The sequence below is a fragment of the Vibrio sp. 1F253 genome (genome assembly GCF_041439295.1).
Classification (GTDB): domain Bacteria; phylum Pseudomonadota; class Gammaproteobacteria; order Enterobacterales; family Vibrionaceae; genus Vibrio; species Vibrio tasmaniensis_A.
In genome coordinates this window covers 63,487-86,545 of record NZ_JBGONU010000002.1, presented here as the reverse complement: position 1 = coordinate 86,545, position 23,059 = coordinate 63,487, and the positions used below count along the sequence as shown (strand labels likewise).

At 44.4% G+C, this 23,059-nt stretch carries 22 protein-coding genes, 1 riboswitch and 1 other annotated feature; of the genes, 6 read left to right on the top strand and 16 right to left on the bottom strand.

Annotation, left to right across the window (positions count from 1 at the left end; genetic code table 11):
- Positions 1–149: 149 nt before the first annotated feature.
- From hisIE to ACED28_RS01570, 9 genes are all read right to left on the bottom strand, one after another.
- Positions 150–800: a bifunctional phosphoribosyl-AMP cyclohydrolase/phosphoribosyl-ATP diphosphatase HisIE gene (gene hisIE, locus ACED28_RS01610; protein ID WP_371709134.1), complete on the bottom strand. Its 651-nt coding sequence runs from the start codon at positions 798–800 to the stop codon at positions 150–152.
- On the bottom strand, positions 797–1,570 hold the full coding sequence (gene hisF, locus ACED28_RS01605) for an imidazole glycerol phosphate synthase subunit HisF (RefSeq protein ID WP_004734577.1): 774 nt from the start codon (positions 1,568–1,570) through the stop codon (positions 797–799). The genes hisIE and hisF overlap by 4 nt, the downstream gene beginning before the upstream one ends.
- Complete coding sequence (hisA, locus tag ACED28_RS01600) at positions 1,552–2,289, bottom strand: 1-(5-phosphoribosyl)-5-[(5-phosphoribosylamino)methylideneamino]imidazole-4-carboxamide isomerase (RefSeq protein WP_012604374.1); 738 nt, start codon at positions 2,287–2,289, stop codon at positions 1,552–1,554. The genes hisF and hisA overlap by 19 nt, the downstream gene beginning before the upstream one ends.
- Before the next feature lie 43 nt (positions 2,290–2,332).
- Positions 2,333–2,947, bottom strand: a complete 615-nt coding sequence (hisH, locus tag ACED28_RS01595) for an imidazole glycerol phosphate synthase subunit HisH (RefSeq protein WP_008223538.1) — start codon at positions 2,945–2,947, stop codon at positions 2,333–2,335.
- Positions 2,948–2,971: 24 nt separating this feature from the next.
- On the bottom strand, positions 2,972–4,060 hold the full coding sequence (gene hisB, locus ACED28_RS01590; RefSeq protein ID WP_371709133.1) for a bifunctional histidinol-phosphatase/imidazoleglycerol-phosphate dehydratase HisB: 1,089 nt from the start codon (positions 4,058–4,060) through the stop codon (positions 2,972–2,974).
- A 130-nt stretch (positions 4,061–4,190) separates the two neighbouring features.
- Complete coding sequence (gene hisC, locus ACED28_RS01585; protein WP_017098158.1) at positions 4,191–5,231, bottom strand: histidinol-phosphate transaminase; 1,041 nt, start codon at positions 5,229–5,231, stop codon at positions 4,191–4,193.
- 9 nt (positions 5,232–5,240) lie between these two features.
- A complete protein-coding gene (gene hisD, locus ACED28_RS01580) occupies positions 5,241–6,560 on the bottom strand; it encodes a histidinol dehydrogenase (RefSeq protein ID WP_017098157.1) in 1,320 nt (439 codons plus the stop codon).
- On the bottom strand, positions 6,560–7,456 hold the full coding sequence (gene hisG / locus ACED28_RS01575) for an ATP phosphoribosyltransferase (RefSeq protein WP_029223133.1): 897 nt from the start codon (positions 7,454–7,456) through the stop codon (positions 6,560–6,562). Before hisG ends, hisD begins: the two co-directional genes overlap by 1 nt.
- A 53-nt stretch (positions 7,457–7,509) precedes the next feature.
- Positions 7,510–7,645, bottom strand: a sequence feature (His leader region).
- Positions 7,646–7,834: 189 nt separating this feature from the next.
- Positions 7,835–9,427, bottom strand: coding sequence for a Na+/H+ antiporter NhaC family protein (locus ACED28_RS01570; RefSeq protein ID WP_371709132.1), 1,593 nt, complete (start codon positions 9,425–9,427; stop codon positions 7,835–7,837).
- 112 nt (positions 9,428–9,539) lie between these two features.
- A riboswitch (Lysine riboswitch) is annotated at positions 9,540–9,717 on the bottom strand.
- Between the two features lie 378 nt (positions 9,718–10,095).
- Here ACED28_RS01570 and ACED28_RS01565 point away from each other — a divergent pair.
- Positions 10,096–10,506 (top strand): H-NS family nucleoid-associated regulatory protein, encoded by a 411-nt coding sequence (locus ACED28_RS01565; RefSeq protein ID WP_012604381.1) that lies wholly within the window; start codon positions 10,096–10,098, stop codon positions 10,504–10,506.
- 167 nt (positions 10,507–10,673) lie between these two features.
- Here ACED28_RS01565 and ACED28_RS01560 read toward each other — a convergent pair whose 3' ends face one another.
- Together ACED28_RS01560 and ACED28_RS01555 are read right to left on the bottom strand one after the other, a co-directional pair.
- Positions 10,674–11,978: an inosine/guanosine kinase gene (locus ACED28_RS01560; RefSeq protein WP_009848810.1), complete on the bottom strand. Its 1,305-nt coding sequence runs from the start codon at positions 11,976–11,978 to the stop codon at positions 10,674–10,676.
- 102 nt (positions 11,979–12,080) lie between these two features.
- A complete protein-coding gene (locus ACED28_RS01555) occupies positions 12,081–12,350 on the bottom strand; it encodes a hypothetical protein (RefSeq protein WP_004734567.1) in 270 nt (89 codons plus the stop codon).
- Between the two features lie 203 nt (positions 12,351–12,553).
- Here ACED28_RS01555 and mnmA point away from each other — a divergent pair, with 203 nt between their 5' ends.
- From mnmA to purB, 3 genes are all read left to right on the top strand, one after another.
- Positions 12,554–13,690 (top strand): tRNA 2-thiouridine(34) synthase MnmA, encoded by a 1,137-nt coding sequence (gene mnmA / locus ACED28_RS01550; protein WP_009848812.1) that lies wholly within the window; start codon positions 12,554–12,556, stop codon positions 13,688–13,690.
- 46 nt (positions 13,691–13,736) lie between these two features.
- Complete coding sequence (gene hflD / locus ACED28_RS01545; protein ID WP_009848813.1) at positions 13,737–14,354, top strand: high frequency lysogenization protein HflD; 618 nt, start codon at positions 13,737–13,739, stop codon at positions 14,352–14,354.
- A gap of 143 nt (positions 14,355–14,497) precedes the next feature.
- Positions 14,498–15,868 (top strand): adenylosuccinate lyase, encoded by a 1,371-nt coding sequence (purB, locus tag ACED28_RS01540; RefSeq protein ID WP_371707367.1) that lies wholly within the window; start codon positions 14,498–14,500, stop codon positions 15,866–15,868.
- 313 nt (positions 15,869–16,181) lie between these two features.
- On the opposite strand, the gene htpX is transcribed toward purB, so the two are convergent.
- Positions 16,182–17,045: a protease HtpX gene (htpX, locus tag ACED28_RS01535; RefSeq protein ID WP_017098153.1), complete on the bottom strand. Its 864-nt coding sequence runs from the start codon at positions 17,043–17,045 to the stop codon at positions 16,182–16,184.
- A gap of 277 nt (positions 17,046–17,322) precedes the next feature.
- Here htpX and ACED28_RS01530 point away from each other — a divergent pair, with 277 nt between their 5' ends.
- Positions 17,323–17,490, top strand: a complete 168-nt coding sequence (locus ACED28_RS01530) for a hypothetical protein (protein ID WP_009848816.1) — start codon at positions 17,323–17,325, stop codon at positions 17,488–17,490.
- Positions 17,491–17,603: 113 nt separating this feature from the next.
- On the opposite strand, the gene bioD is transcribed toward ACED28_RS01530, so the two are convergent.
- Genes bioD through bioB form a run of 4 tightly spaced genes read right to left on the bottom strand, consistent with a single transcriptional unit; the run spans position 17,604 to position 21,290 of the window.
- A complete protein-coding gene (bioD, locus tag ACED28_RS01525) occupies positions 17,604–18,287 on the bottom strand; it encodes a dethiobiotin synthase (RefSeq protein WP_371709131.1) in 684 nt (227 codons plus the stop codon).
- Positions 18,284–19,087, bottom strand: coding sequence for a malonyl-ACP O-methyltransferase BioC (gene bioC, locus ACED28_RS01520; RefSeq protein ID WP_371709130.1), 804 nt, complete (start codon positions 19,085–19,087; stop codon positions 18,284–18,286). Before bioC ends, bioD begins: the two co-directional genes overlap by 4 nt.
- Positions 19,088–20,251 carry an 8-amino-7-oxononanoate synthase gene (bioF, locus tag ACED28_RS01515; RefSeq protein WP_371709129.1) on the bottom strand — a complete coding sequence of 388 codons (1,164 nt, stop codon included), beginning with the start codon at positions 20,249–20,251 and terminating at the stop codon, positions 19,088–19,090.
- Positions 20,238–21,290 carry a biotin synthase BioB gene (gene bioB, locus ACED28_RS01510; protein WP_009848820.1) on the bottom strand — a complete coding sequence of 351 codons (1,053 nt, stop codon included), beginning with the start codon at positions 21,288–21,290 and terminating at the stop codon, positions 20,238–20,240. Before bioB ends, bioF begins: the two co-directional genes overlap by 14 nt.
- A gap of 159 nt (positions 21,291–21,449) precedes the next feature.
- Here bioB and bioA point away from each other — a divergent pair, with 159 nt between their 5' ends.
- Entirely contained in the window at positions 21,450–22,733 is a 1,284-nt protein-coding gene (gene bioA / locus ACED28_RS01505; RefSeq protein WP_371709128.1) for an adenosylmethionine--8-amino-7-oxononanoate transaminase, read from the top strand.
- The last annotated feature ends 326 nt before the right edge of the window (positions 22,734–23,059 follow it).

Below are 23,059 nucleotides of genomic sequence, written 5' to 3'. Positions count from 1 at the left end.
CTTGAAATCTTGAAATCTTGAAATCTTGAAATCTTGAAATCTTGAAATCTTGAAATCTTGAAAATTAAAAAACTAAAAAGCCCCGTAAACATGTTTGTTTGCGGGGCTTTTGCCTGTCTTTTACGCGGTTCTATTAATCTAAAGAGAGCTTACTTATGACGCTCTTTCAGCTTGTTTACCACATCATCCATCGATAAGCCTTGATCTTGAAGAAGAACCATTAGGTGGTAAATCAAATCTGCTGATTCACACACTAACTCCGCCTTATCGCCCGACGTCGCCGCAAGCGCGACTTCAACGCCTTCTTCGCCCACTTTTTGCGAAATACGCTTGGTGCCACGGGCATATAGACTGGCAGTATAAGAAGATTCAGGATCGGCGTCCTTGCGGGCAGCCAATAGCTGCTCAAGCTGATGAAGCCACACCATCTGAGACTCTTCTTGCTTGTCTCCATCCCAACACGTTGTTGTACCTGTGTGGCACGTTGGACCAATGGGATTAACTTTAACCAGTAAGGTGTCGCTGTCACAGTCCAAGGCGACGTTGTGCAGTTGCAATACGTTGCCTGACGTTTCACCTTTCGTCCAAAGGCGCTCTTTGGTGCGAGAGAAAAACGTCACTTGGCCAGTCTCGCCTGTTTTCTCTAGTGCTTCTGGGTTCATGTATCCCATCATCAGCACTTGGCTAGACTGGTAATCTTGAACAATCGCTGGCACTAAGCCATCGACTTTTTCCCAATCAATACGCTCTGACAATGCGCCTACTTCTGTTTTTGATAAGCTTACGGGTTCAAAACTCATAGTCGCACCTCTACATCTTGTTGTTTTAAATACTGTTTAAGTTCACCAATATTGATGACTTGTTTGTGGAATACCGAAGCCGCAAGTGCTCCATCCACGTTGGTCTTTTTATAAGCTTCAGCAAAGTGTTCCATTGCACCTGCGCCACCTGATGCAATCAGGGGTACATTACACACCGAACGTACCATATTTAACTGGTCGATATCATAGCCGTTGCGAACGCCATCTTGGTTCATCATGTTTAACACGATCTCACCGGCGCCACGCTTCTGTACTTCCTGCACCCAATCTTTGGTTTCCCACTTGGTTGCTTTGGTACGCGCTTCATCGCCTGTGAATTGGTAAACCTGATATTTACCCGTCTCTTTATCGAAGTATGAATCGATACCGACAACGATACACTGTACGCCGAACTTATCAGCTAGGTCAGTGATTAGCTGTGGGTTAGCCAATGCAGGCGAGTTGATGGATACTTTATCTGCACCAAACTCAAGAATGCGTGCTGCATCTTCCGCAGACTTAATACCACCAGCCACACAGAAAGGAATATCAATCACTTCTGCTACACGTTTCACCCAGCTTTTATCGACCACACGGCCATCACTTGATGCGGTGATGTCATAAAATACTAATTCATCAGCGCCCTCTTCTGCGTAGCGTTGTGCTAGCGGAACGATGTCACCAATAATTTCGTGATTACGGAATTGAACGCCCTTAACCACTTGTCCATCACGGACATCCAAACAAGGGATTATTCGCTTTGCCAACATGCAAATGCCTCCTCTGCGGTGAACTTGCCATCAAGCAGTGCACGACCAACAATCACACCCGCAACGCCGCTGCCTTTAAGTGCTTCGATATCAGCTAGGCTGCCAATGCCACCCGATGATTGGAATTGCACTTGTGGGTACTGTTTACAGAGATCAACATAGAGCTCTACGTTTGACCCTTCTAGCGTGCCATCACGTGAAATATCAGTACACAGAACGTGTTTAAGGCCAACCGTGAGGTAATCTTCAATTAGCGCTTCAATGGTCACGCCTGAATCTTCTTGCCAACCTGAAATCGCGACTTTACGTGTGCCGCTTTCGTCAATATTGATGTCCAGAGCCAGCACGATTTTTTCCGCACCGTACTTCTCCATCCAACCTTTAACCAACTCAGGTTGCTTAACTGCCGTAGAACCAACCACAACGCGCTGTGCGCCAGCTTCTAGTAGATCAACGACATCTTGTTCGTTACGCACGCCACCACCAATCTGGATGTTCGCAGGCGTGCTAGCAAGGAGCTTAGCAATCAAGTCTAACTGACGAGCCGTTGTGTCTTTTGCGCCCGTTAAGTCAACAAGGTGCAGCCAGCCAGCGCCAGCTTGGTGATACAGATTAAACTGCTCTGCTGGGTCTACTTTGTATTCTGTTACTTGCCCGTAGTCCCCTTGGAATAAGCGAACTACTTGGCCTTCAATTAAATCTAACGCGGGAATAATCATTTACATTCCTTATAGGGCAACGTTAGCCGCTGCCAAATCCTTATTACAATTCCAAGAAGTTCTGAATCAGCTTAGAGCCAGCTTTTGACGAACGTTCTGGGTGGAACTGAACACCATAATAGTTGCCACTTTGCACTGCGGCAGTAAACGGATTGCCGTAATCACATTGTGCGATTGTGTAGTCACCCACTGGCATTGCGAAGCTGTGTACAAAGTAGAAGTACTCGCCCTCTTCAATATCTTTGAATAGAGGGTGGTTAGGTGTCGCGGTTACTGTGTTCCAACCCATGTGTGGTAATGGCAAATCACCCGTTTCAAGTAAACGAACTTCGCCATCACACAATCCTAGGCATTCAACTAACTCGTCAGCTTTTTGGCCTTTCTCTTGAGACAATTTGCCTAACAACTGCATACCTAAACAGATACCTAGCAGAGGCTTCTCTACTTGCTTCACAAGAGAAACAAGGTCGCGCTCTTGCAAGTTCTTCATTGCCTCACTTGCTGTGCCTACACCGGGTAGGAATAGCTTATCGGCAGCAAGAACAACTTCTGGTTCTTTTGAAATTTCAACTGCGTAGCCTAGACGTTCAATCGCAAACTTCACCGAGGAAACATTGGCACAACCAGTATCAATAATAACGACTTTTTGATCTTTCATTGTTTTTCCTTGCTAACGTTAGCCTTACAGAACGCCTTTGCTGCTTGGTAACTCGTTACCTTCAACTTTGATTGCTTGGCGAAGAGTACGGCCAAACGCTTTGAATAGGCTCTCAATGATGTGGTGATCATTATTACCGTCAGAAGAAAGGTGTAGCGTACAAGCCAATGTATCGGTTAGAGAACGGAAGAAGTGAACCACCATCTCTGTTGAAAGGTCACCCACTTGCTCGCGGCTGAATTTAGCATCGAACTTCAGATATGGACGGCCAGAAAGGTCTAGCGCACACTGAGCCAAACACTCATCCATTGGTAGGCTGAAACCAAAGCGGCCAATACCACGTTTATCGCCTAATGCATCTTTCAATGCTTGGCCTAAAGCAAGTGCGGTATCTTCTACTGTGTGGTGATCATCAATGTGCAGGTCGCCCTTCACAGTCAGGTTCATTTGGAAACCGCCGTGTGTCGCGATTTGATCAAGCATGTGATCGAAGAAACCCATGCCAGTATCAATCTTGTTGTCACCGGTTTCATCAAGGTTTACGGCTACCTTAATGTCGGTTTCTTTAGTGGTACGAACCACTTCAGCAACACGAGCATTAACCGTCAGATCTTTAACGATCTGTGGCCAGTTAAGCGTGCCTTCAGTTTGCGCATCTGGTCCGTATTGGATACCACGAATTGCCATGTTCTCAGCAAGTTGAAGATCCGTCATTCGATCGCCAATCACGACTGACTTTTGGAAGTCAACTTTACCGCCTTGTAGGTATTCTTTAACCATACCCAGCTTAGGCTTGCGGCAAGAGCAGTTGTCTTCATCAAAGTGAGGGCAGATTAGAACACCATCAAACTTAACGCCCTGAGACTCAAAGAACTCCATCATCATATTATGTGGAGCATCGAACTCTTCTTGCGGGTAGCTATCTGTGCCTAGACCATCTTGGTTAGTCACCATCACTAAGCGATAACCTGCATCTTGCAGTGCAAGTAGGCTAGGGATCACTAACGGTTCGAATTTTAGTTTGTCTAAACGGTCTACTTGAAAGTCAACTGGCGGCTCAACAATTAAGGTGCCGTCACGGTCTATAAAAAGTATTTTCTGTTGTTTACTCACTTGAACTTCCTTTTAATTTTAAATCTGCTGGCCTAGCTAAAATCAACGCTAACCCAAAATATTGGTTTCACTTGCCAGCCTGCAATTAATCCACTCAAACTGGCAAATGTTATTACTGGTAAACCTTTCGTTACTGATAAAAGTTACGAATGAATCCAAGTGTCTTTTCGCACTCTTCGCGATTACCAATACTAATACGAACACAGTCTTCAATTGGTGAATTACGCAAAATGATGCCCGTATCCCAAGCCGCTTTAAATAACTCATCGCCGTTCGGGAATTTAACCAGTAGGTAGTTACCCCAACCATCAAATACCGTCACTTGAGGCATGCCTAATAGACCTGCTTGTAAATACGCTCGGTTAGCACTTAAATCCAGAACTTGGAACTTAGCACGCGCTAGTCCTTGCTCTGAAAGTGCTTGAACGGCAATGTCAGCAACAGGGATTGGCACTGGATAAGGAGCAATCACCTTTAACAATACATCGATAAGCTCTTTGTTCGCTAGCGTAAAGCCACAACGTAAACCCGCTAAAGCAAATGCTTTCGAGAGAGTTCGAAGAATCGCTAGATTCGGATACTGAGCAAGCAAATCCACCGTTGATGCTTCAGGGCAGAAATCGATATACGCTTCATCCATCACCACAATCGCTTTGTCTTGTGTCATTTCAAGCAGTTTAACGATGTCTTTACGGTTAACTAAGTTACCTGTTGGGTTATTTGGACTACAAACAAACACCACTTTTACGTTGTCAAGTTGAGCTTCAATAGCAGGAAGATCCAATTGCCATTCAGAAGTCAGAGGCACCACTTTACGCTCAACACCAATCGTCTCTGCACTGATTGCGTACATACCGTAAGTGGGTGGGCAGTAAAGAATAGCGTCTTCGTTCGGCTCACAGAAAGCACGAATCAGTAGTTCAATGCCTTCGTCAGCACCACGAGTAGTCAACGTTTGCTCTGGTGCAACACCCGCATATTGAGCGTAAGCATCGATTAGCTCTTTAGGCTGACACTCGCTGTAGCGATTAAGTCGAGTCAGATTTAAGGTGTACTCGTTATCAAACGGAGATTCGTTGGCGTTCAACCATACATCTCCGCTGCCACCAATGCGTCTTGCAGACAAGTAAGGTGTTAGAGCCTGAACTTGTTTTCTTGCTAACTTTTCCATGCCCTACCCTTATTTCGCTTTATTTAGCTGTTCAAATCGATTTAATTTTTCAACTCGGATGGTCACCGCACGTTTGTGTGCGTCCAAACCTTCGGCTTCCGCCATTGTGACTACCGTTGGCGCTAGGCCTTGTAAGCCATCAGCTGTTAACTCTTGTACCGTCATACGCTTAGAGAAATCCGCCAAACCTAGGCTTGAATAAGTCTTGGTATAGCCGTAAGTCGGAAGAACGTGGTTTGTGCCTGATGCGTAGTCACCTGCAGATTCTGGAGACCAGTCACCCAAGAAGATTGAACCAGCATTGTCTAGTAACGGCAGTAATTCTCGTGGACTCTTGGTCTGAACAATCAAGTGCTCAGGACCATAGAAATTCGAAATCGCAATCGCTTGAGTGATCGATTCAGCAATGATGATTAGACTTGAAGCCAATGCTTGCTGAGCGATGTTCGCACGAGACAGCTCTTTCAATTGCTTCTGAACCGCATCGGTTACTTGGTCGGCAATAACTGGTGATGGTGTTACTAATACAACCTGTGAATCTGGCCCGTGTTCAGCTTGGCTCAGTAGATCAGCAGCAATGAAGTCAGCATCCGCAGTTTCGTCTGCAATCACTAACACTTCAGACGGGCCAGCAGGCATATCAATTGCAGCGCCACGGAAGTCGTTACTTACTTGGCGTTTAGCTTCCGTTACGTAAGCGTTACCTGGGCCGAAGATCTTATCAACCTTAGCCACGCTCTCGGTCCCGTACGCCATCGCAGCAACCGCTTGACCACCACCAACATTGTAAACCTCATCGATTTTACAAAGATTAGCGACATACAAGATTTCATCAGCAATTGGCGGAGGTGAGCAAAGCACAACCTTACGACAACCCGCAATTTGAGCAGGCACACCTAACATAAGAACCGTTGACGGAAGTGGCGCGCTGCCACCCGGAATATAAAGTCCAACAGTATTAATCGCGCGCGTCACCTGCTCACACACAACACCAGGCTGTGTTTCAACCTTAATTGGCTGTGGCTTTTGAGCTTCGTGAAACTTAGCAATGTTGCTGTAAGCTTGCTCCAACGCTTGCTTCATCTCTGGTGTTAGACGAGCACATGCCTCTTCGATCTCACCCGAACTAACTCGGATAGATTCTGGAGTCACACCATCGAACTTTTCAGTCAGTTCCTTAAGTGCGGCATCGCCTTCATTTCGTACTTTTGCAATAACATCAGAAACAGTCGCAGTGATGTTTGCACCTTCAGTAATAGCTGGACGCTCTAATACCGAGTCTTGCTGTGATTCACTTAAAGATTGCCAAACAACGGTTCTCATCGTCACTACCCCATCATTTTTTCGATTGGTAATACTAGAATCGAGCTTGCACCCAACTCTTTCAGCTGTTCCATAGTTTCCCAGAACAAGTTCTCTGTACTTACGAGGTGAACGGCAACTTTGTCTTTGTCTGTAGATAGAGGAAGAACCGTAGGATCTTCAGCCCCAGGTAGTAGAGCTTTGATTTGCTCTAGCTGAGACGTTGGTGCGTGAAGCATGATGTACTTCGACTCTTTCGCTTGTTGAACACCCTGCATACGAGTCAGTAGTTTTTCAATCAATGCCGTTTTGTCTGCATCGAAATCACCAACACGTTGAATCAGTGTTGCTTTAGATTGGAAGATAGCCTCTGCTTCCTTTAGACCGTTTGCTTCTAGCGTTGCACCTGTAGAAACTAAATCTGCGATAGCGTCTGCTAGACCTGCGCGAGGGGCAACTTCAACTGAGCCAGTTAGCATACAAGCGCTGAATTCAACACCCTGCTCGTCCATGTAGGCTTTTAGTAATTGTGGGTAAGTTGTCGCAATACGTTTACCCGCTAGGTCTTGTGGGCCGTTGTATTCTTCATCTTTGTTGATTGCGATAGAAAGGCGGCAACCACCGAAGTCTAAACGACGTAGTGTACGAAACTCTGAAGGCTCCTTTAGAGCGACACGGTCTAGGCGAACTTCTTCTAGTTCATTCTCACCGATAAAACCAAGGTCAACCACACCATCCATGATAAGGCCTGGGATGTCATCATCACGAACGAGTAACAAGTCAATTGGCATATTTAGTGAATGAACAACTAGGCGCTCACCCATGATGTTAAATTTCACACCACATTTTTTAAGTAGATCTTGGCACTCTTTACTTAAGCGACCTTTCTTTTGAATTGCGATTCTTAGGCGTTGTGTCTGCATTGCTGTATCCCTGTGCAAATATTTGAATTTATTGATTATTTAAAAGTGCTAAAACTAAAAAACCCTCGGAAGACTTTGTCGTCCCGAGGGTTTAAATCTAAATTCTTTGACTTAACCTCCGGGAGAATTCTTGCTCCCGGGTATACGTAAATCTCCCCGAAAGACTAGATAGGGTGATGATGGTGATGAATGTTCATTACTAATTTACGCATACTTATCAGCTCTTAGGTTGTTTGCTGTCTTGTCTCCACACTAACTAAGCTGACACCCTTTTTCAACCATTTATTCGAACTTTTTTCACGAAATTTAAAATTAAATTAACGAACACAAAAAAAGGGAGGCAAACGCCTCCCTTCTCATTATTCAATCAAATGATGATTAGCTTTTACACGTTGCTATCTTGCAACGAGAGAAATAAGCCAATGCAAAACATACCGCAACAAACGTTAGAGACGCTGCGCCAAATGCAATGCCAGTTGATGATGTCATTCCTAGGGTGATAAAACCAATACACGATACGAACGCCACAGACAGCGCGTAAGGGAGTTGAGTCGATACGTGGTCAATGTGGTTACAACGCGCACCTGTAGAAGACAGAATCGTTGTATCCGAGATTGGAGAACAGTGATCCCCAAATACAGAACCCGCAAGAACCGCACTTAGCATAGGAAGAATTAGCGCGATGTCAGAGGCAGCAGCCATGTCACCCGCAATCGGTAACATGATACCGAACGTACCCCAAGATGTACCTGTCGAGAACGCCATTAGGCCAGCAAGAAGGAACAAGATAACCGGTAGCCAGTGGTAATCGATGTTACCTGTTGCTAGAGAGGATAGGTACGAACCTGTTTTCATGTCGCCAATAACAGAACCAATCGTCCATGCAAATACAAGGATAAGGATAGCGCCAAACATTGAGCTTGCACCAATCCACATTGTTCTTGTGAGATCAGCCATAGGCAGTTTCTGTTTGAATACCGTTGCTAGCGCAACGAGTAAACCAATAACACCACCGTAAACCAGAGACTTACCTACATCTGTATTTTCAAATGCACCAAGCAAGTTGAATGCTTGACCATCAGCAGTAAGCGCTTGGCCACCGGTGTAAAGCATTGCTGCAACCGTCGCGACGATTAACGCTACGATTGGCATAACGAGATCAGAAACAGAACCGTTTTCGCTCTCTTGAATATCTAGCTCTTCGTTTAGATCGTGCGCTTGCTTTTGATCATTATCACCTTCAAAACCACGGCCTTGAGAGGCTTCAATCTCATGCTCGCGCATTTTGCCAACATCTAAACCAAACCACGCAACGGCAAACACCATTAATAGTGCGAACACAGCGTAGAAGTTCATTGGGATAAGGCGAACGTAAGCACCCAGTGCAGAATACTCTGTCACACCGTGTGTCACTAAGATGCCACCAATGATAGTGATTATGTAAGCACCCCAGCTAGAAGCCGGCATGATCACACACATAGGAGCAGCAGTTGAATCTAGGATATAAGCTAGCTTAGCGCGAGATACGTAGAAGCGGTCAGTTACAGGGCGAGAGATGGCACCTACCGCTAAGCTGTTGAAGTAATCATCAACAAAGATGAATACACCTAAAAATGCAGCAAGTAGTTTTGAACCACGTTTGCTCTTAACACGAGACTGTGCCCACTCAGCGAATGCGCGAGTACCGCCAGATAGTGTTAATAATGCCGTTGTCATTCCAAGGATAATTAGGAAAGCAACGATGCTCATGTTCCAAGTGTTAATACCACCATCTTCGATGAAAACACCAGATACTTTAGTAAAGACGTAGCTAGCTGCGTTACCTACTGAGTAGTCAGCAAGTAGAATCGCACCCATGACGATACCGACACCCAAGGAAACTAATACACGACGGGTAACAATAGCAAGAGTCAAGGCAACCAAGGGAGGAAGCAGCGATAAAGGCGATGTTGCAAAATCTATTAAATTCATGATCTTCAAAAACCAGTTTTTTATTTGGCTAGAGATCTACTGCAGATAAACTTGATACGGCTTATCAAGCTCATGTTGAACTAAGCGAAAGGGAAGTGAACACTTCACCCAACCCTACAGTAGCGCTCCATAGTTTAAAATTAAGACTATGGCAGTGTTGTACCTATTGAGCACAACCCCAGCAAATTGCTTAGATATACAATTTACTTCGGCAATTACACCTTTCATTCCCGTTCATTGGCATCACCCCAACGAAAACTACTCTTTATAATTGCACCTCTACGTGCGGTAACATTATTAACCGTGTAAACCAGAGTTTAACAACAGATTAACCAAAGCACCGCATCAGGTAGCCGCAATTGTACCCATCAAGAGCAACAATGCAACATATCATTCCGAGAAAAATAGTTTTTTGTTAATGAAGTAATCAATAGAAGAATAGTCAACTTTTACGGATTACTCCACTTAACACATATCAGATCTCACCTGTTTTTTTTTAAGATATTCTTAATAGTTATTATAAGTTCATTAGAGGTCTATCTTTTCATCTTAAAGCACTCGTCTCATTTTTTTATTTAAATAACTAATAGAAGAAATACTATTTGTTTTATTCTTAGCCTCTGTTTATTATTAGGAGGATTATTTAGTTTACCTTGATGGGAAATATCATGTCTGAATTAACAAAAACTCTATTAAATATCCGTAGCCTTCGTGCGTTCTCACGTGAATTAACTCTTGAGCAACTTGAAGAAGCGCTAGACAAGCTGACTATTGTTGTACAAGAACGTCAAGAGTCTGAAGCTGAAGAACGCGCAGCAAAAGCAGAGCAAGAAGCTAAACTTTCTGCTATCGCAGAACAAATTGCAAAAGACGGAATCGATGTTGCCGATCTTATTGCTGCACTTTCTGGTGAAGCAAAATCTAAAACAACAAAATCTAAACGTGCTCCTCGCCCTGCGAAATACAAATACGTAGACGCGAATGGCGACGAGAAAACTTGGACAGGTCAAGGCCGTACGCCTTCAGCTATCCAAGAACAACTAGATGCTGGTAAATCTCTAGAAGAGTTTGCTCTTTAAGGCATCGAGTTTGCTAAGTGAATAATCAATAACCCACTAAGCAATAGAATTAATATTTAAGTCGACTAAAGTATTATTTACGGCTTCAATATATTCAGAAACAAAAAAGGCTCCTTTCGGAGCCTTTTTTATATTTCTAATAGTGAAATATAAATCAAAAAAATGCCTTATCTTTCCCAGTACGCTTCTTCTAGACTATCTTCTCTTTCAGGAAGGCCTCGAGATAATCGTGGCGAGTGCTGAACTAATACTTCATAACTTGCGCGGTTTGAATATTTACAAACTTGTGAGAACGAAGAATACGTCAAGAATGAATGCTGATGCTTACTTGAGTTAGGCACATTTTCTTTATGGTACTTATTAGCGGCCATATCATGTAATAGAGCAGACAACGCAGCATCACCGGCACCATTCGTATTCTTAATCTTTTCTGGGCCGCCCATGTAAGGTGCGATATGCGAATAGATTTTCGTTGGATTTTCACATAAATCTTTATGTGCGGGACGACTAAACTCATAACGGTTAAATTCAGCAATCGAGCCTGGTAACAACGGTAATGATGTTTCACGCTTCACTGCATCTTCTGTGTAACCCGCCATAAACAAGCCCACAGGGCCTGCTGTACATAGAACTAAGTCTACCCAATCTAGTGCTTTGTCTGAAGCAGCTAGAGGATCGCTTTCACCCGTTAATGCTTCAGCTTCGTCTTCATTCATTGCAACAACGGTTACATGTTGTTCAAGGAAATCTTTCCAAAACTCTGGATCATCTTGAATAACGAATTTAGTACCAAGCGTTAAAACAACAGGTACATCGTATTTCTTCGCGTACTCAATAGCTTTCATTGTTGCTTCAGGCATAGGGTCACCTGGTTTACAACGAACTAAATACGCCGTTAATACTAAAGCAGAAGCACTTTTGAAAATTTTCTCAGGAATGCTTTCTGGTTTTAATTGGTTCATTTGTCCTTCGCTAATTGCGAAAGTACGTTCACCATCTTCTGTAATTAATGCAAAGCAGCGACCAATTGCGCCATCTACCCCTTGTAAATGGTTCAGATCCATTCTGCTTGATGTATTACATAAATAGCGGTAACCGTAGCTACCAATTTTAATATCTTGGCTCATTACACCCAATAGTGTTGAACGGTCATCCGCCAATACTGAGTAATTGTGTAATGTGTTACCGATCGTGCCACCTGCGTATTCATTAGTGATCAGGCACTGTTCTTTTAATTCTTGATACAAAGATTCAGCAGCTTCATCACCAATAACCAAAGAGTGTCCCTTACTTAAGCCATATTTCTCGATTAGCTCAGAACTCACCTTTGCTTCAATATCCACCAAAGTTTGGTCAATACCGATAATATGGGTACGTGACATTCTTTTGCTCGTTTGAGCTTGGCTTACTAAAGGGTCACGAGCGTGAACCGGAAAATAGTGCTTTGATTTACGTTGTCCAGGGAATTTCATAGGGCTAGTCTAAGTCAAGGGGAAATAGGTGGCGGATTCTACCGCGCTATATTTAACGCGGCAATCTTTCAAACTATAGCAAACGTTTGCTAGGCTATTTTTTTATTCGCCTTCCATAAAGCTAAGATCAGGCAGCATGCCCAAATGCTCGGCGTAACGTTTCTGATTAAACTCTGCGCCGTTTTTCATTACATCAAATACTTCAATTGCCAGTGCACATGCCATCGCTGCAATTGCCTCTTCACGAGGTGTACCTGTCATCATTAAACGCATTAGCGTCTCTTTAACTTTTACTGGTTGTCCATCTTCAAGTTGGTTCTCGATAATCTCGATCAACTGTTCTTCTTGCATAAACTCATTTTGTTCAGACATTTTTTATCTCAGCTCTTGGATTTTGAGCGACTATGCCACATATAGATCTGACATCCTAGCGAGTCTCCTCGCGTTCATGCGATTCTCTAACGAAGTCAGCGCATTATTTGTGCAAATGAAACTGTGATTCCGGTCTCGGATCTGTCACGGTGTTTCTCTTTCTGTTAGAATCTGCGACCAAGTAATAGTAACGGTGTTTAGACATGTCAGATATCAGCTCTGGAAACAGCGAAAAGAAAGTAATTGTCGGTATGTCCGGCGGTGTAGATTCGTCAGTATCGGCGTATCTTCTTCAGCAACAAGGCTATCAGGTAGAAGGCCTTTTCATGAAAAACTGGGAAGAAGACGATAACGAAGAATACTGCACGGCAGCTGAAGACCTTGCTGATGCTCAAGCGGTATGTGACAAGTTAGGTATCCACCTTCACACTATCAACTTTGCAGCAGAGTACTGGGATAATGTATTCGAGTACTTTCTGGAAGAATACAAAGCGGGTCGTACACCGAACCCAGATATCCTTTGTAACAAAGAAATCAAATTCAAAGCATTCTTAGAGTTTGCGGATGAAGTATTAGACGCAGACTACATCGCGATGGGTCACTATGTTCGTCGTACTTTCCCAACACAAGAAGAGCTAGACGCTGGTGCGAAGCCAGAAATGCTACGCGGCCTAGACGGCAATAAAGACCAAAGTTATTTCCTTTATACGCTAAGCTCAGATCAAGTGGCACGCAGCCTATTCCCTGTGGGTGAATTAGAGAAGCCAGAAGTACGACGTATTGCTGAAGAGCAAGACTTGATCACTGCGAAAAAGAAAGATTCAACAGGCATCTGCTTTATTGGTGAGCGCAAGTTCACTGAGTTCTTAGGCAAATACCTACCCGCTCAACCGGGAAACATCGAGACACCAGAAGGCCAAGTTATTGGGCAACACCAAGGCTTGATGTACCACACACTAGGCCAACGTAAAGGCCTGCATATCGGTGGCACCAAAGGTGGCGGCGGTAATGAAGAACCATGGTTTGTTGGTGAAAAAGATCTTAAACGTAATGTTCTGATCGCGGTACAAGGTAAAGACCACCCTCTTTTAAAATCAGAAGGTTTGATCGCTTCTCAGCTTCATTGGGTTAATCGCACACCAATTACTGAAGTTATGACGTGCACGGTAAAAACACGTTACCGTCAGACCGATATTCCTTGTACAATCATCCCAATTGATGATGAGAACATTAAGGTTATTTTTGACGAACCACAAATTGCGGTGACCCCAGGTCAATCAGCAGTGTTCTACCTAGACAACGTATGTCTTGGTGGTGGTATCATTGAAAAGCGCATCTAACCAATAATCGAACGACAAACAATAGAAGACAACTAGGAGTTACTACGTGGCTAATACACTTTATGACCGTACTATTGCTTTCGCTGGAATTTGCCAAGCTGTGGCTTTGGTTCAACAAGTAGCGAAAGACGGCCATTGTGATAAAGATGCCTTCGAAGCTTCACTCAGTGCCATTTTAAATACCAATCCAGCGAACACCGTGGGTGTCTTTGGACGTGAAGCGAACCTAAAGCTTGGCCTTGAGTGCTTAGTAAAAGGTATCGATAGTACTCCCGCTGGTAGCGATATTACTCGCTACATCATCAGCTTGATGGCACTTGAGCGTAAGCTATCTTCTCGTAACGACTCTATGTCTCAGCTTGGCGATCGTATTCAAACTGCAGAACGTCAAACTGAACACTTTGATCTGTTTGACGAGCAAATGATCAGCAACCTAGCCAGTATCTACCTTGATGTTGTGAGCCCTATCGGCCCGCGTATTCAGGTTTCTGGTACGCCAGCTGTACTTCAACAGACGTCGAGCCAGCATAAGGTTCGTGCCCTGCTGTTATCAGGAATTCGAAGCGCTGTGTTATGGCGTCAAGTTGGCGGTAAACGTCGCCACCTTATCTTCGGTCGCAAGAAGATGATCGAGCAGGCTCAAATCCTGCTAGCTCGCATGTGATTTATTAGCTCGCGCCTCGTCGCGAGCTTGTTTTTTGTACCAACACAACTCTCACGCAAACGATTGCGCAATATGCGTGACAATTGAGATTGTTACTGGTATAAACCTCTCAAAATTTAGAAAATTCAATTCAGGAGAACACCATGGAACTGTCAGCATTGACTGCTGTTTCACCAGTAGACGGCCGTTACGGAAGCAAGACTGTTGCATTACGCAGCATCTTTAGTGAGTTTGGCCTACTAAAGTACCGCTCTATCGTTGAAGTTCGTTGGTTACAAAAGCTTGCAGTTACAGATGCAATCAAAGAAGTACCAGCGTTCAGTGCAGAAGCTAACCAGTTTCTTGATGAACTAGCTGCTAACTTCAGTGAAGAAGATGCTCTACGTATCAAAGAGATCGAGCGCACGACTAACCACGACGTTAAAGCGGTTGAGTACTTCTTGAAAGAGAAAGTTGCTGGCGTTCCTGAACTTCACGCTGTAAACGAATTTATTCACTTTGCATGTACTTCTGAAGACATCAACAACACATCTCACGCGCTTATGCTTAAAGAAGCTCGTGACACAGTGATTCTTCCAGAAATCCGTAACGTAATTGATGCTATCAAAGCGCTTGCGAACGAGTACCGTGACATTCCATTACTGTCTCGTACGCACGGTCAGCCTGCTTCTCCTTCTACTATGGGTAAAGAGATGGCTAACGTTGCGTACCGTATGGAACGTCAATACAAGCAAATCGAAAACGTTGAGATCCTAGCGAAAATCAACGGTGCTGTAGGTAACTACAACGCACACCTTTCTGCATACCCAGAAGTTGAATGGCACCAGTTCAGCGAAGAGTTCATCACTGAATCTCTTGGCGTAACTTGGAACCCGTACACAACTCAAATCGAACCTCACGATTACATCGCTGAGCTTTTTGATGCAGTTGCACGTTTCAACACTATCCTTCTAGACTTCGACCGTGACGTTTGGGGCTACATCGCTCTTGGTCACTTCAAGCAGAAGACTATTGCTGGCGAAATCGGTTCTTCTACAATGCCGCATAAAGTTAACCCAATTGACTTCGAAAACTCTGAAGGCAACCTTGGTCTAGCAAACGCAGTATTCAGCCACCTTGCACAAAAGCTTCCAGTTTCTCGCTGGCAGCGTGACCTTACTGACTCTACGGTTCTTCGTAACCTAGGTGTTGGTGTTGGCTACGCTATCATTGCATACACTTCAACTCTGAAAGGTATTAGCAAGCTAGAAGTTAACCGTGAAGCGCTACTTGCTGAACTAGACAAGAACTGGGAAGTACTAGCAGAACCAGTACAAACAGTAATGCGCCGTTACGGCATCGAGAAGCCATACGAGAAGCTAAAAGAGCTAACTCGTGGTAAACGTGTAGATGGCGAAGGCATGCGTGCATTCATCGACGGCCTTGAAATCCCTGCAGACGAGAAAGTTCGTCTGAAAGAGATGACACCAGCGAACTACATCGGTCAAGCAATCGAGCTAACTGACAAGCTGTAAGATTCGAATTTCGAATCACAGAATAGACTAAGGCTTCCCATGTGGAAGCCTTTTTGTTGCGTAGAACAAAGTGTATTCAGCACAAGAGCCATCAACAAAAGACACAAAGCACTCCCTACTTATTGCCCTACACATGTCAGTCTGTGCGATATCAACCAATAAATATCGCAACGCTTCATCACCAGTAACCCTCTATCACCAGACACATATCCCTCGGATACTTACTGTCTTGAACACCAAGATCAAAAAAGGCCTCCCGAAGGAAGCCTTTAAAAGGTCTCTTGTCGACTAGCGACTGAGAATTACGTAGCGATTACATGTTACGTAGAGACGCAATACGCTTGTCTAGTGGTGGGTGGCTCATCAGAAGCTCAGTAAGCGATTTTTTGCCGTTGATACCAAATGCCATCATAGAACCTTCTAGTTGTGGCTCATGGCTCACCTTAAGACGCTCTAGCGCTGCTATCATCTTCTCTTTACCTACTAAGTGCGCAGCACCTGCATCGGCATGGAATTCACGATGACGGCTGTACCACATCGTAATGAAGCTTGCTAAGAAACCAAATACTAATTCCAGCACCATAGACACACCAAAGTACACCATCATGTTGCTGCCACCCTCTTCTTCGTTGTCATTCGACGCAACAATGTTGGCGATGAAACGAGATAGGAAGATAACGAACGTGTTCACCACGCCCTGCATTAGCGTCATGGTCACCATATCACCGTTCGCGATGTGACTCACTTCATGCGCTAACACTGCTTCAGCTTCATCACGCGTCATGTTGTGTAGCAGACCCGTAGAGACTGCTACTAATGAATCATTACGCTTAGCGCCCGTCGCAAACGCGTTGATGTCTGGCGAATCGTAAATCGCCACCGTTGGCATACCAATACCAACTTGTTGAGACTGACGGCTTACTGTCTCCATCAACCAATGTTCGGTTTCGTTACGTGGACTTTCAATGACCATACCGCCTACCGATCGTAGCGCCATTTTCTTTGACATCATCAATGAAATGAATGAGCCACCAAAACCAAACACTGCAGCCATCACCAATAAGCCTGATAGGCTACCAGGTTGCATACCTGTAACTGCGTATACAATGTTAAGAACAACACTTAGTACCAATACAACCGCTAGGTTGGTTGCAAGGAACAACATTACTCGCTTCATTACTTATCTCCGCATGAAAGCTGTTTTTATAAAACTTATTATTATAGACAAGGCAGACAGCAATTTATTCCAACCTTGAAGACTTATACTTAGTTATACATATAGTCTTAGATTAAGAAAACAAGGTTAAGCATTAAATTGCAACATTTGATTACGAGACCATATTCGAATCACCTCCAGTCTATTAGACCTAAGTCGTATGGTGTCGGTATAACAATCCGTTTACAGTGGCTTCAGATGATTTATTGGCTAGTCCATGTACAAAAAGGGAAGAATCATGGTTGAAGGTACTAACACTCAAATGGCTATCGATTTACTGTGCTGTCACCTAGGGATTACTGAAGAAGAAGCAAAAAAGCAGATTGGGATCCTAACACCGCAAGCGGCACAGACAAAAATCACAGAGACACAACAAGCACTAATGGGACTTACAAAAGAACACTAACCCATAGCGACTTGTTCAAAGGCCAGTTGTTTATAAACTTATGGCCAAAAGGCTTAACATAGCAAAAGGGCTGCAATCGCAGCCCTTTTCTTATTTAGTACACAAGGTGAGAATTAAAGCGCAAGCAAAGGCTGCACATCAATGTACTTACCAATGTTCTTAGACTTTGCTCTTGGCACATACGGAATTTCACCTAACTTCGGTGCACCTAGCTTATCTTCAAGCATCGCTATAATTTCGGCGTAATGTTCAGTACCTGGGTTAATGCGGTTTGCAACCCAACCTACTAGGTTCAGTCCATCAGCACGAATCACTTCTGCAGTTAGCAGTGCATGACTCAAACAGCCAAGCTTAATGCCGACCGTCAATACCACTGGCAGCTGCTCTTTTTTGACCCAGCTAGACAAATATTCTTCATCAGAAACCGGTACACGCCAACCACCAGCACCTTCAACTAACACGATGTCAGAGTTTTGCTTATGCTCTGCCAACTTAGCTGATAATACGGTTTCATCAATCACCACACCATCATGCTTTGCTGCAATGTGTGGTGATGATGGTAGCAACAGCGCATACGGATTAACGTCTTCGTAGGCGATATCTTGCGTCGCAGCTTCTTGAAGGTGCAATGCATCACTGTTACGTAACCCTTCAGGGTATTGTTCACACCCTGCTGCAACTGGCTTATAACCAATTGTTGATAAATCTTGTGCGGCCAAAGCTTGAAGAATCGCTTTTGAAACCACAGTTTTTCCCACTTCGGTATCCGTACCTGCAATGAATAATGCATCAATCATAATTGAATAACCCCTAAACAAACTTGATATGTTGCTGGCAAGAAACCTTGATGGTTTTTAAACTCTCGATATTCCCGTTCAACAAGCTGCAACATGCGGCGACTTGTTAAACCTTGTGAGCGACCACTTACGTGATTAGCGCCGATACCTTTAAGGTCGCGCATCAGTTCAAACGCAGTGTCGTACCAAACGGTGATGGTGGGCAAGTCTAGTTGATGAGCCGTACAGCTAGATTGCGCTAACGCAATTTTTACCTGATTGATTGTAATAAAATGGTTAACGTGTTGATGTGCGTCAATTTTGGACCACGACTTTTTCAGTTCAAACAGTGATCCATCAAGCAAAGTTGAGAAAATAACGCGTCCCCCAAGCGAGGTGACACGCTTCATCTCCCTCAAAGGCGACGATAAATCGTCACACCATTGCAACGCAAGGCTAGAGAAAACAATATCAAAAGCCCCATCTTCGAATGGCAATAGCTCGGCATCAGCTTGTCGATATAAAGAGATCATTGCGCCACAGCGCTGTTCGGCTTTTTGCAGCATTCCAATAGAAAGGTCTGCGCATACCACTTCAGCGCCTCGTTCCACCAATTGCTGTGAGAAATAGCCAGTACCACAACCTAGATCGAGCACCTTTAACCCAGAGAGGTCACTCGGTAGCTTATCCAATAGTCGGTGGCCTACATCGCGCTGAAATTCAGCGTGTTTGTCATAGGTTGCTGCTGCTTTGCCGAAGGCTTCAGCAATCGCACTCTTATCTTGGCCTACGTAATTATCCACTACTGCTTCTTGTGACATTTACTGAGCCCCATTATTTAACTCTATTGCTTTAAACAACGAGTTGGTTAACTGAAGAACCTGCTTCTGACTGTGGCTGGCGGTTAAGGTAATACGCAGACGAGCTGTCCCAGTAGCTACAGTTGGTGGCCTGATCGCCGTTACCCAAACTTGTTTATGCTTCAACTCTTCTGCAATAGAAAGCGCGGCTTGGGCTTCACCAATCACAAATGGCTTAATCGGGGTCTGAGTATCAATAAAACCATTCACACCACTCATTTGCTCCGCATAGAGCGCCCCTAACTCAGTTAACTTCTCTCGACGCCACTCTTGCGTCTGAATCATCTTACAGGCATGAGACAAAGCCACCGCTTGTGAGGGTGGCATTGCCGTAGAGTAAACATGATGACGAGCAAACTGAGTTAAATAATCACCCACTTCTGACGAACAAAGAATCGCAGCACCAGAAAGGCCAAATGCTTTACCAAAGGTCACCACCAAGATATCAGGTGAGATTTGTGCGGCGTTGCAGCTCCCTGCCCCATTATCACCTAATACGCCAATACCGTGGGCATCATCAATCGCCAACCAACTGTCGTATTGATTAGTCAGGCTAGATATCTGGCTGAGAGGTGCTTGATCACCATCCATGCTGAACACACCCTCAGTCACGACCAAGGATTGTGGAGTGCGACTCAATAGCGACTCTAAATGTTGCGTGTCGTTGTGCTTAAAGCGTTTCATGGTTGCAGGTGAAAGCATCCCCGCTTCCATCAAAGAGGCGTGGTTAAGTTTGTCTTGCAACAGAAAGTCGTCTTTTTCGAGCAGAGAAAACAACAAAGCTTGGTTAGCACTGAAACCAGAGTTAAAGAGAATGGCGCGTTCAAAGCCAAGCCATTCACACAGCTGAGTCTCTAAATTTCGATGAGCAGGACTAAAACCCGTGACCAATGGCGATGCCGCACTACCAGCACCATACTGGGAAAGCCCCACTTGCCACGCATCAACCAATTCAGAATCGTTTGCCAAGCCTAAGTAATCATTACTCGAAAAATTAATAAAGCGAGAACCTTCACTATTAAGCAAAGGGCCATTACTGTTTTCGAGTACCTTAAGTTGACGAGTTAACCCCTGCTCACGGCGATGAACAAGGGCACTTTTGATGCGAGATTTAAACAGTGGCATCGTAGAACATGTCATCTTTCGTTGGACGAGCAGCAACCCGCTCCACCACTTGATCTAACAGTTCATTTTCTTGAATTTCGTCAGGCTTCTGAGCCACCTGTTGGCTGTTGATACCTAACTTCTTAAACAGCTGCATGTCCGTGTCTTCATCTGGGTTTGGCGTAGTCAGTAGCTTACAGCCGTAGAAGATAGAATTCGCACCCGCCATGAAACACATCGCTTGCATCTGTTCGTTCATGTTCTCACGGCCTGCTGATAAACGAACCGCAGACATAGGCATCATGATGCGAGCAATCGCAATCAGTTTGACGAAGTCGAAAGACTCAACATCATCGACGTTTTCCATCGGTGTGCCTTTGACTTTTACGAGCATGTTGATTGGTACACTTTCTGGGTGAACAGGAAGGTTCGCAAGCTCTACAAGCAGGCCTGCACGGTCATTAGTACTTTCGCCCATGCCAATAATACCACCAGAACAGATCTTCATACCGGCATCACGCACATGAGATAGCGTATCTAAACGGTCTTGGTAAGTACGAGTGGTGATAATGCTTCCGTAGAACTCCGGAGACGTATCAAGGTTATGGTTGTAGTAATCCAAACCTGCGTCCGCTAGCTCACCTGCTTGATCAGGCGTTAACATGCCTAGTGTCATACATGTTTCTAGGCCCATGCCTTTCACACCTTTGATCATATCAGTTAGGTGAGGCATATCGCGTTCTTTCGGGTTTTTCCATGCCGCGCCCATACAGAAGCGAGTCGAGCCCGCGTTCTTAGCTTTTTGCGCCGCATCCAAAACACGCTCGACTTCCATTAAGCGTTCTTTGTCGACATCCGTTCGGTAGTGAGCACTCTGAGGGCAGTACTTACAATCTTCAGGACAAGCACCTGTCTTAATCGATAACAGTGTACTCACCTGCACGTGGTTGTGCTCTTGGTACTGTCTATGAACCACTTGAGCTTCAAACATTAAATCCATAAACGGTTTTTCAAGCAGTGCTCTTACTTCAGCAACTGTCCAGTCATGACGAACTTCCACGTGTAGATCCTTTTTTATTATTTGATGTTACATCTCTATCAATAGAGATTGTATTTATGCTTGGATAGTCTACCGACAAGCTTTAGACTGTCAACACATTGATAATATCAAAAGTTTACATCTGGTTATTTATTAGCCACACCAAGAATGGAAGTTACTATGGATCTCGCCTTTGACCGCCAGCATATCTGGCATCCTTATACATCAACGTTGACACCTCTGACCTGCTACCCAGTCACTAACGCAGACGGCGTTTACCTAGAATTAGAGGGCGGAAAACGAATTATTGATGGTATGTCCTCTTGGTGGTCAACCATCCACGGCTACAATCATCCAGAGCTCAATGCTGCAGCTCACAGCCAAATCGATAAGGTTTCGCATGTTATGTTTGGAGGTATCACCCACCAGCCTGCTATCGATTTATGTAAGAAACTTTTGAACCTAGCACCAAATAATCTCGAGCACGTATTCTTGGCTGATTCAGGTTCAGTAGCCGTAGAGGTTAGTCTCAAGATGGCTCTCCAATACTGGCACGCTAAAGGGCAACCTCGTTCAAAATTCCTCACGTTGAGAGATGGTTACCACGGTGATACCTTTGCGGCAATGTCAGTGACCGATCCTGATAACTCAATGCATAGTCTCTACAAAGGCTTTTTGCCTGAGCACATTTTCGCTGATTCGCCAAAAAGCGGCTTTTGGGATCAATGGGACGAAAACGACATCAACAGCTTTCGAGAAAAGCTGGCAAATCACCATCAAGAAGTTGCTGCCGTGATCTTAGAGCCTATCGTTCAAGGTGCTGGCGGCATGCGCATCTACCATCCTGAATTCCTGAGACAGGTTCGCTTGCTGTGTGATGAATTCAACGTATTGTTGATCTTGGATGAGATTGCGACCGGCTTTGGCCGTACAGGGAAATTGTTTGCTTGCGAACATGCCGATGTTCAACCTGATATCCTATGCGTAGGGAAGGCTTTAACTGGTGGCTACATGACGCTGTCAGCGACACTTGCGAGTAAAGAAGTCGCCGACACGGTATGTGGCGGTGAAGCCGGGTGCTTTATGCACGGGCCAACCTTCATGGGCAACCCTTTAGCTTGTGCTGTAGGTGCGGCAAGTTTGTCCATCATAGAGCAAGGTCATTGGCAAAATCAGACTCATCAGATTGAACAACTCTTTTCTGAGTTACTACCGCCTCTACTCAAGCATGCTCTTGTCAAAGATGTTCGCTGGTTGGGCGCTATTGGCGTCGTTGAAACCCACACACCTGTCGATATGGAAACCATCCAAGCTCACTTTGTTGAACAAGGCGTTTGGATACGTCCGTTTGGTAAGTTGATTTATATGATGCCTCCTTTCATTAGCAAGGCTGAGCACATCGAACAACTTGTTTCATCTATTGATAAAGCCCTCCAACAATCTGCTTGCTTCAAACCAAGTTGATTTAACAAACATCATTTAGAAAACCTATAAGCCGCCCATAAAATACTAACGGCGGCTTATCCTTCACGTGAAAAACCAGCCAACAAACACACCCCAAGCCATTGTTTTATCTTTGATTTGAACTCGAAAAACCCCACAAATAAATTTAATCCTCTCCATAAAAACAATTAGCAAAAGAGTGTTACCTATCGGGTAAAAAGCCGTCATAAAATACGCGCCATTTTGGTACTGAATATAATGAATGACCTTCCTTATTCGAGTTCATCTCAGAATCAAATTAGCCAATATTTTTAACTCCTATTAGATAAAAATATTCGCAAAAAAAG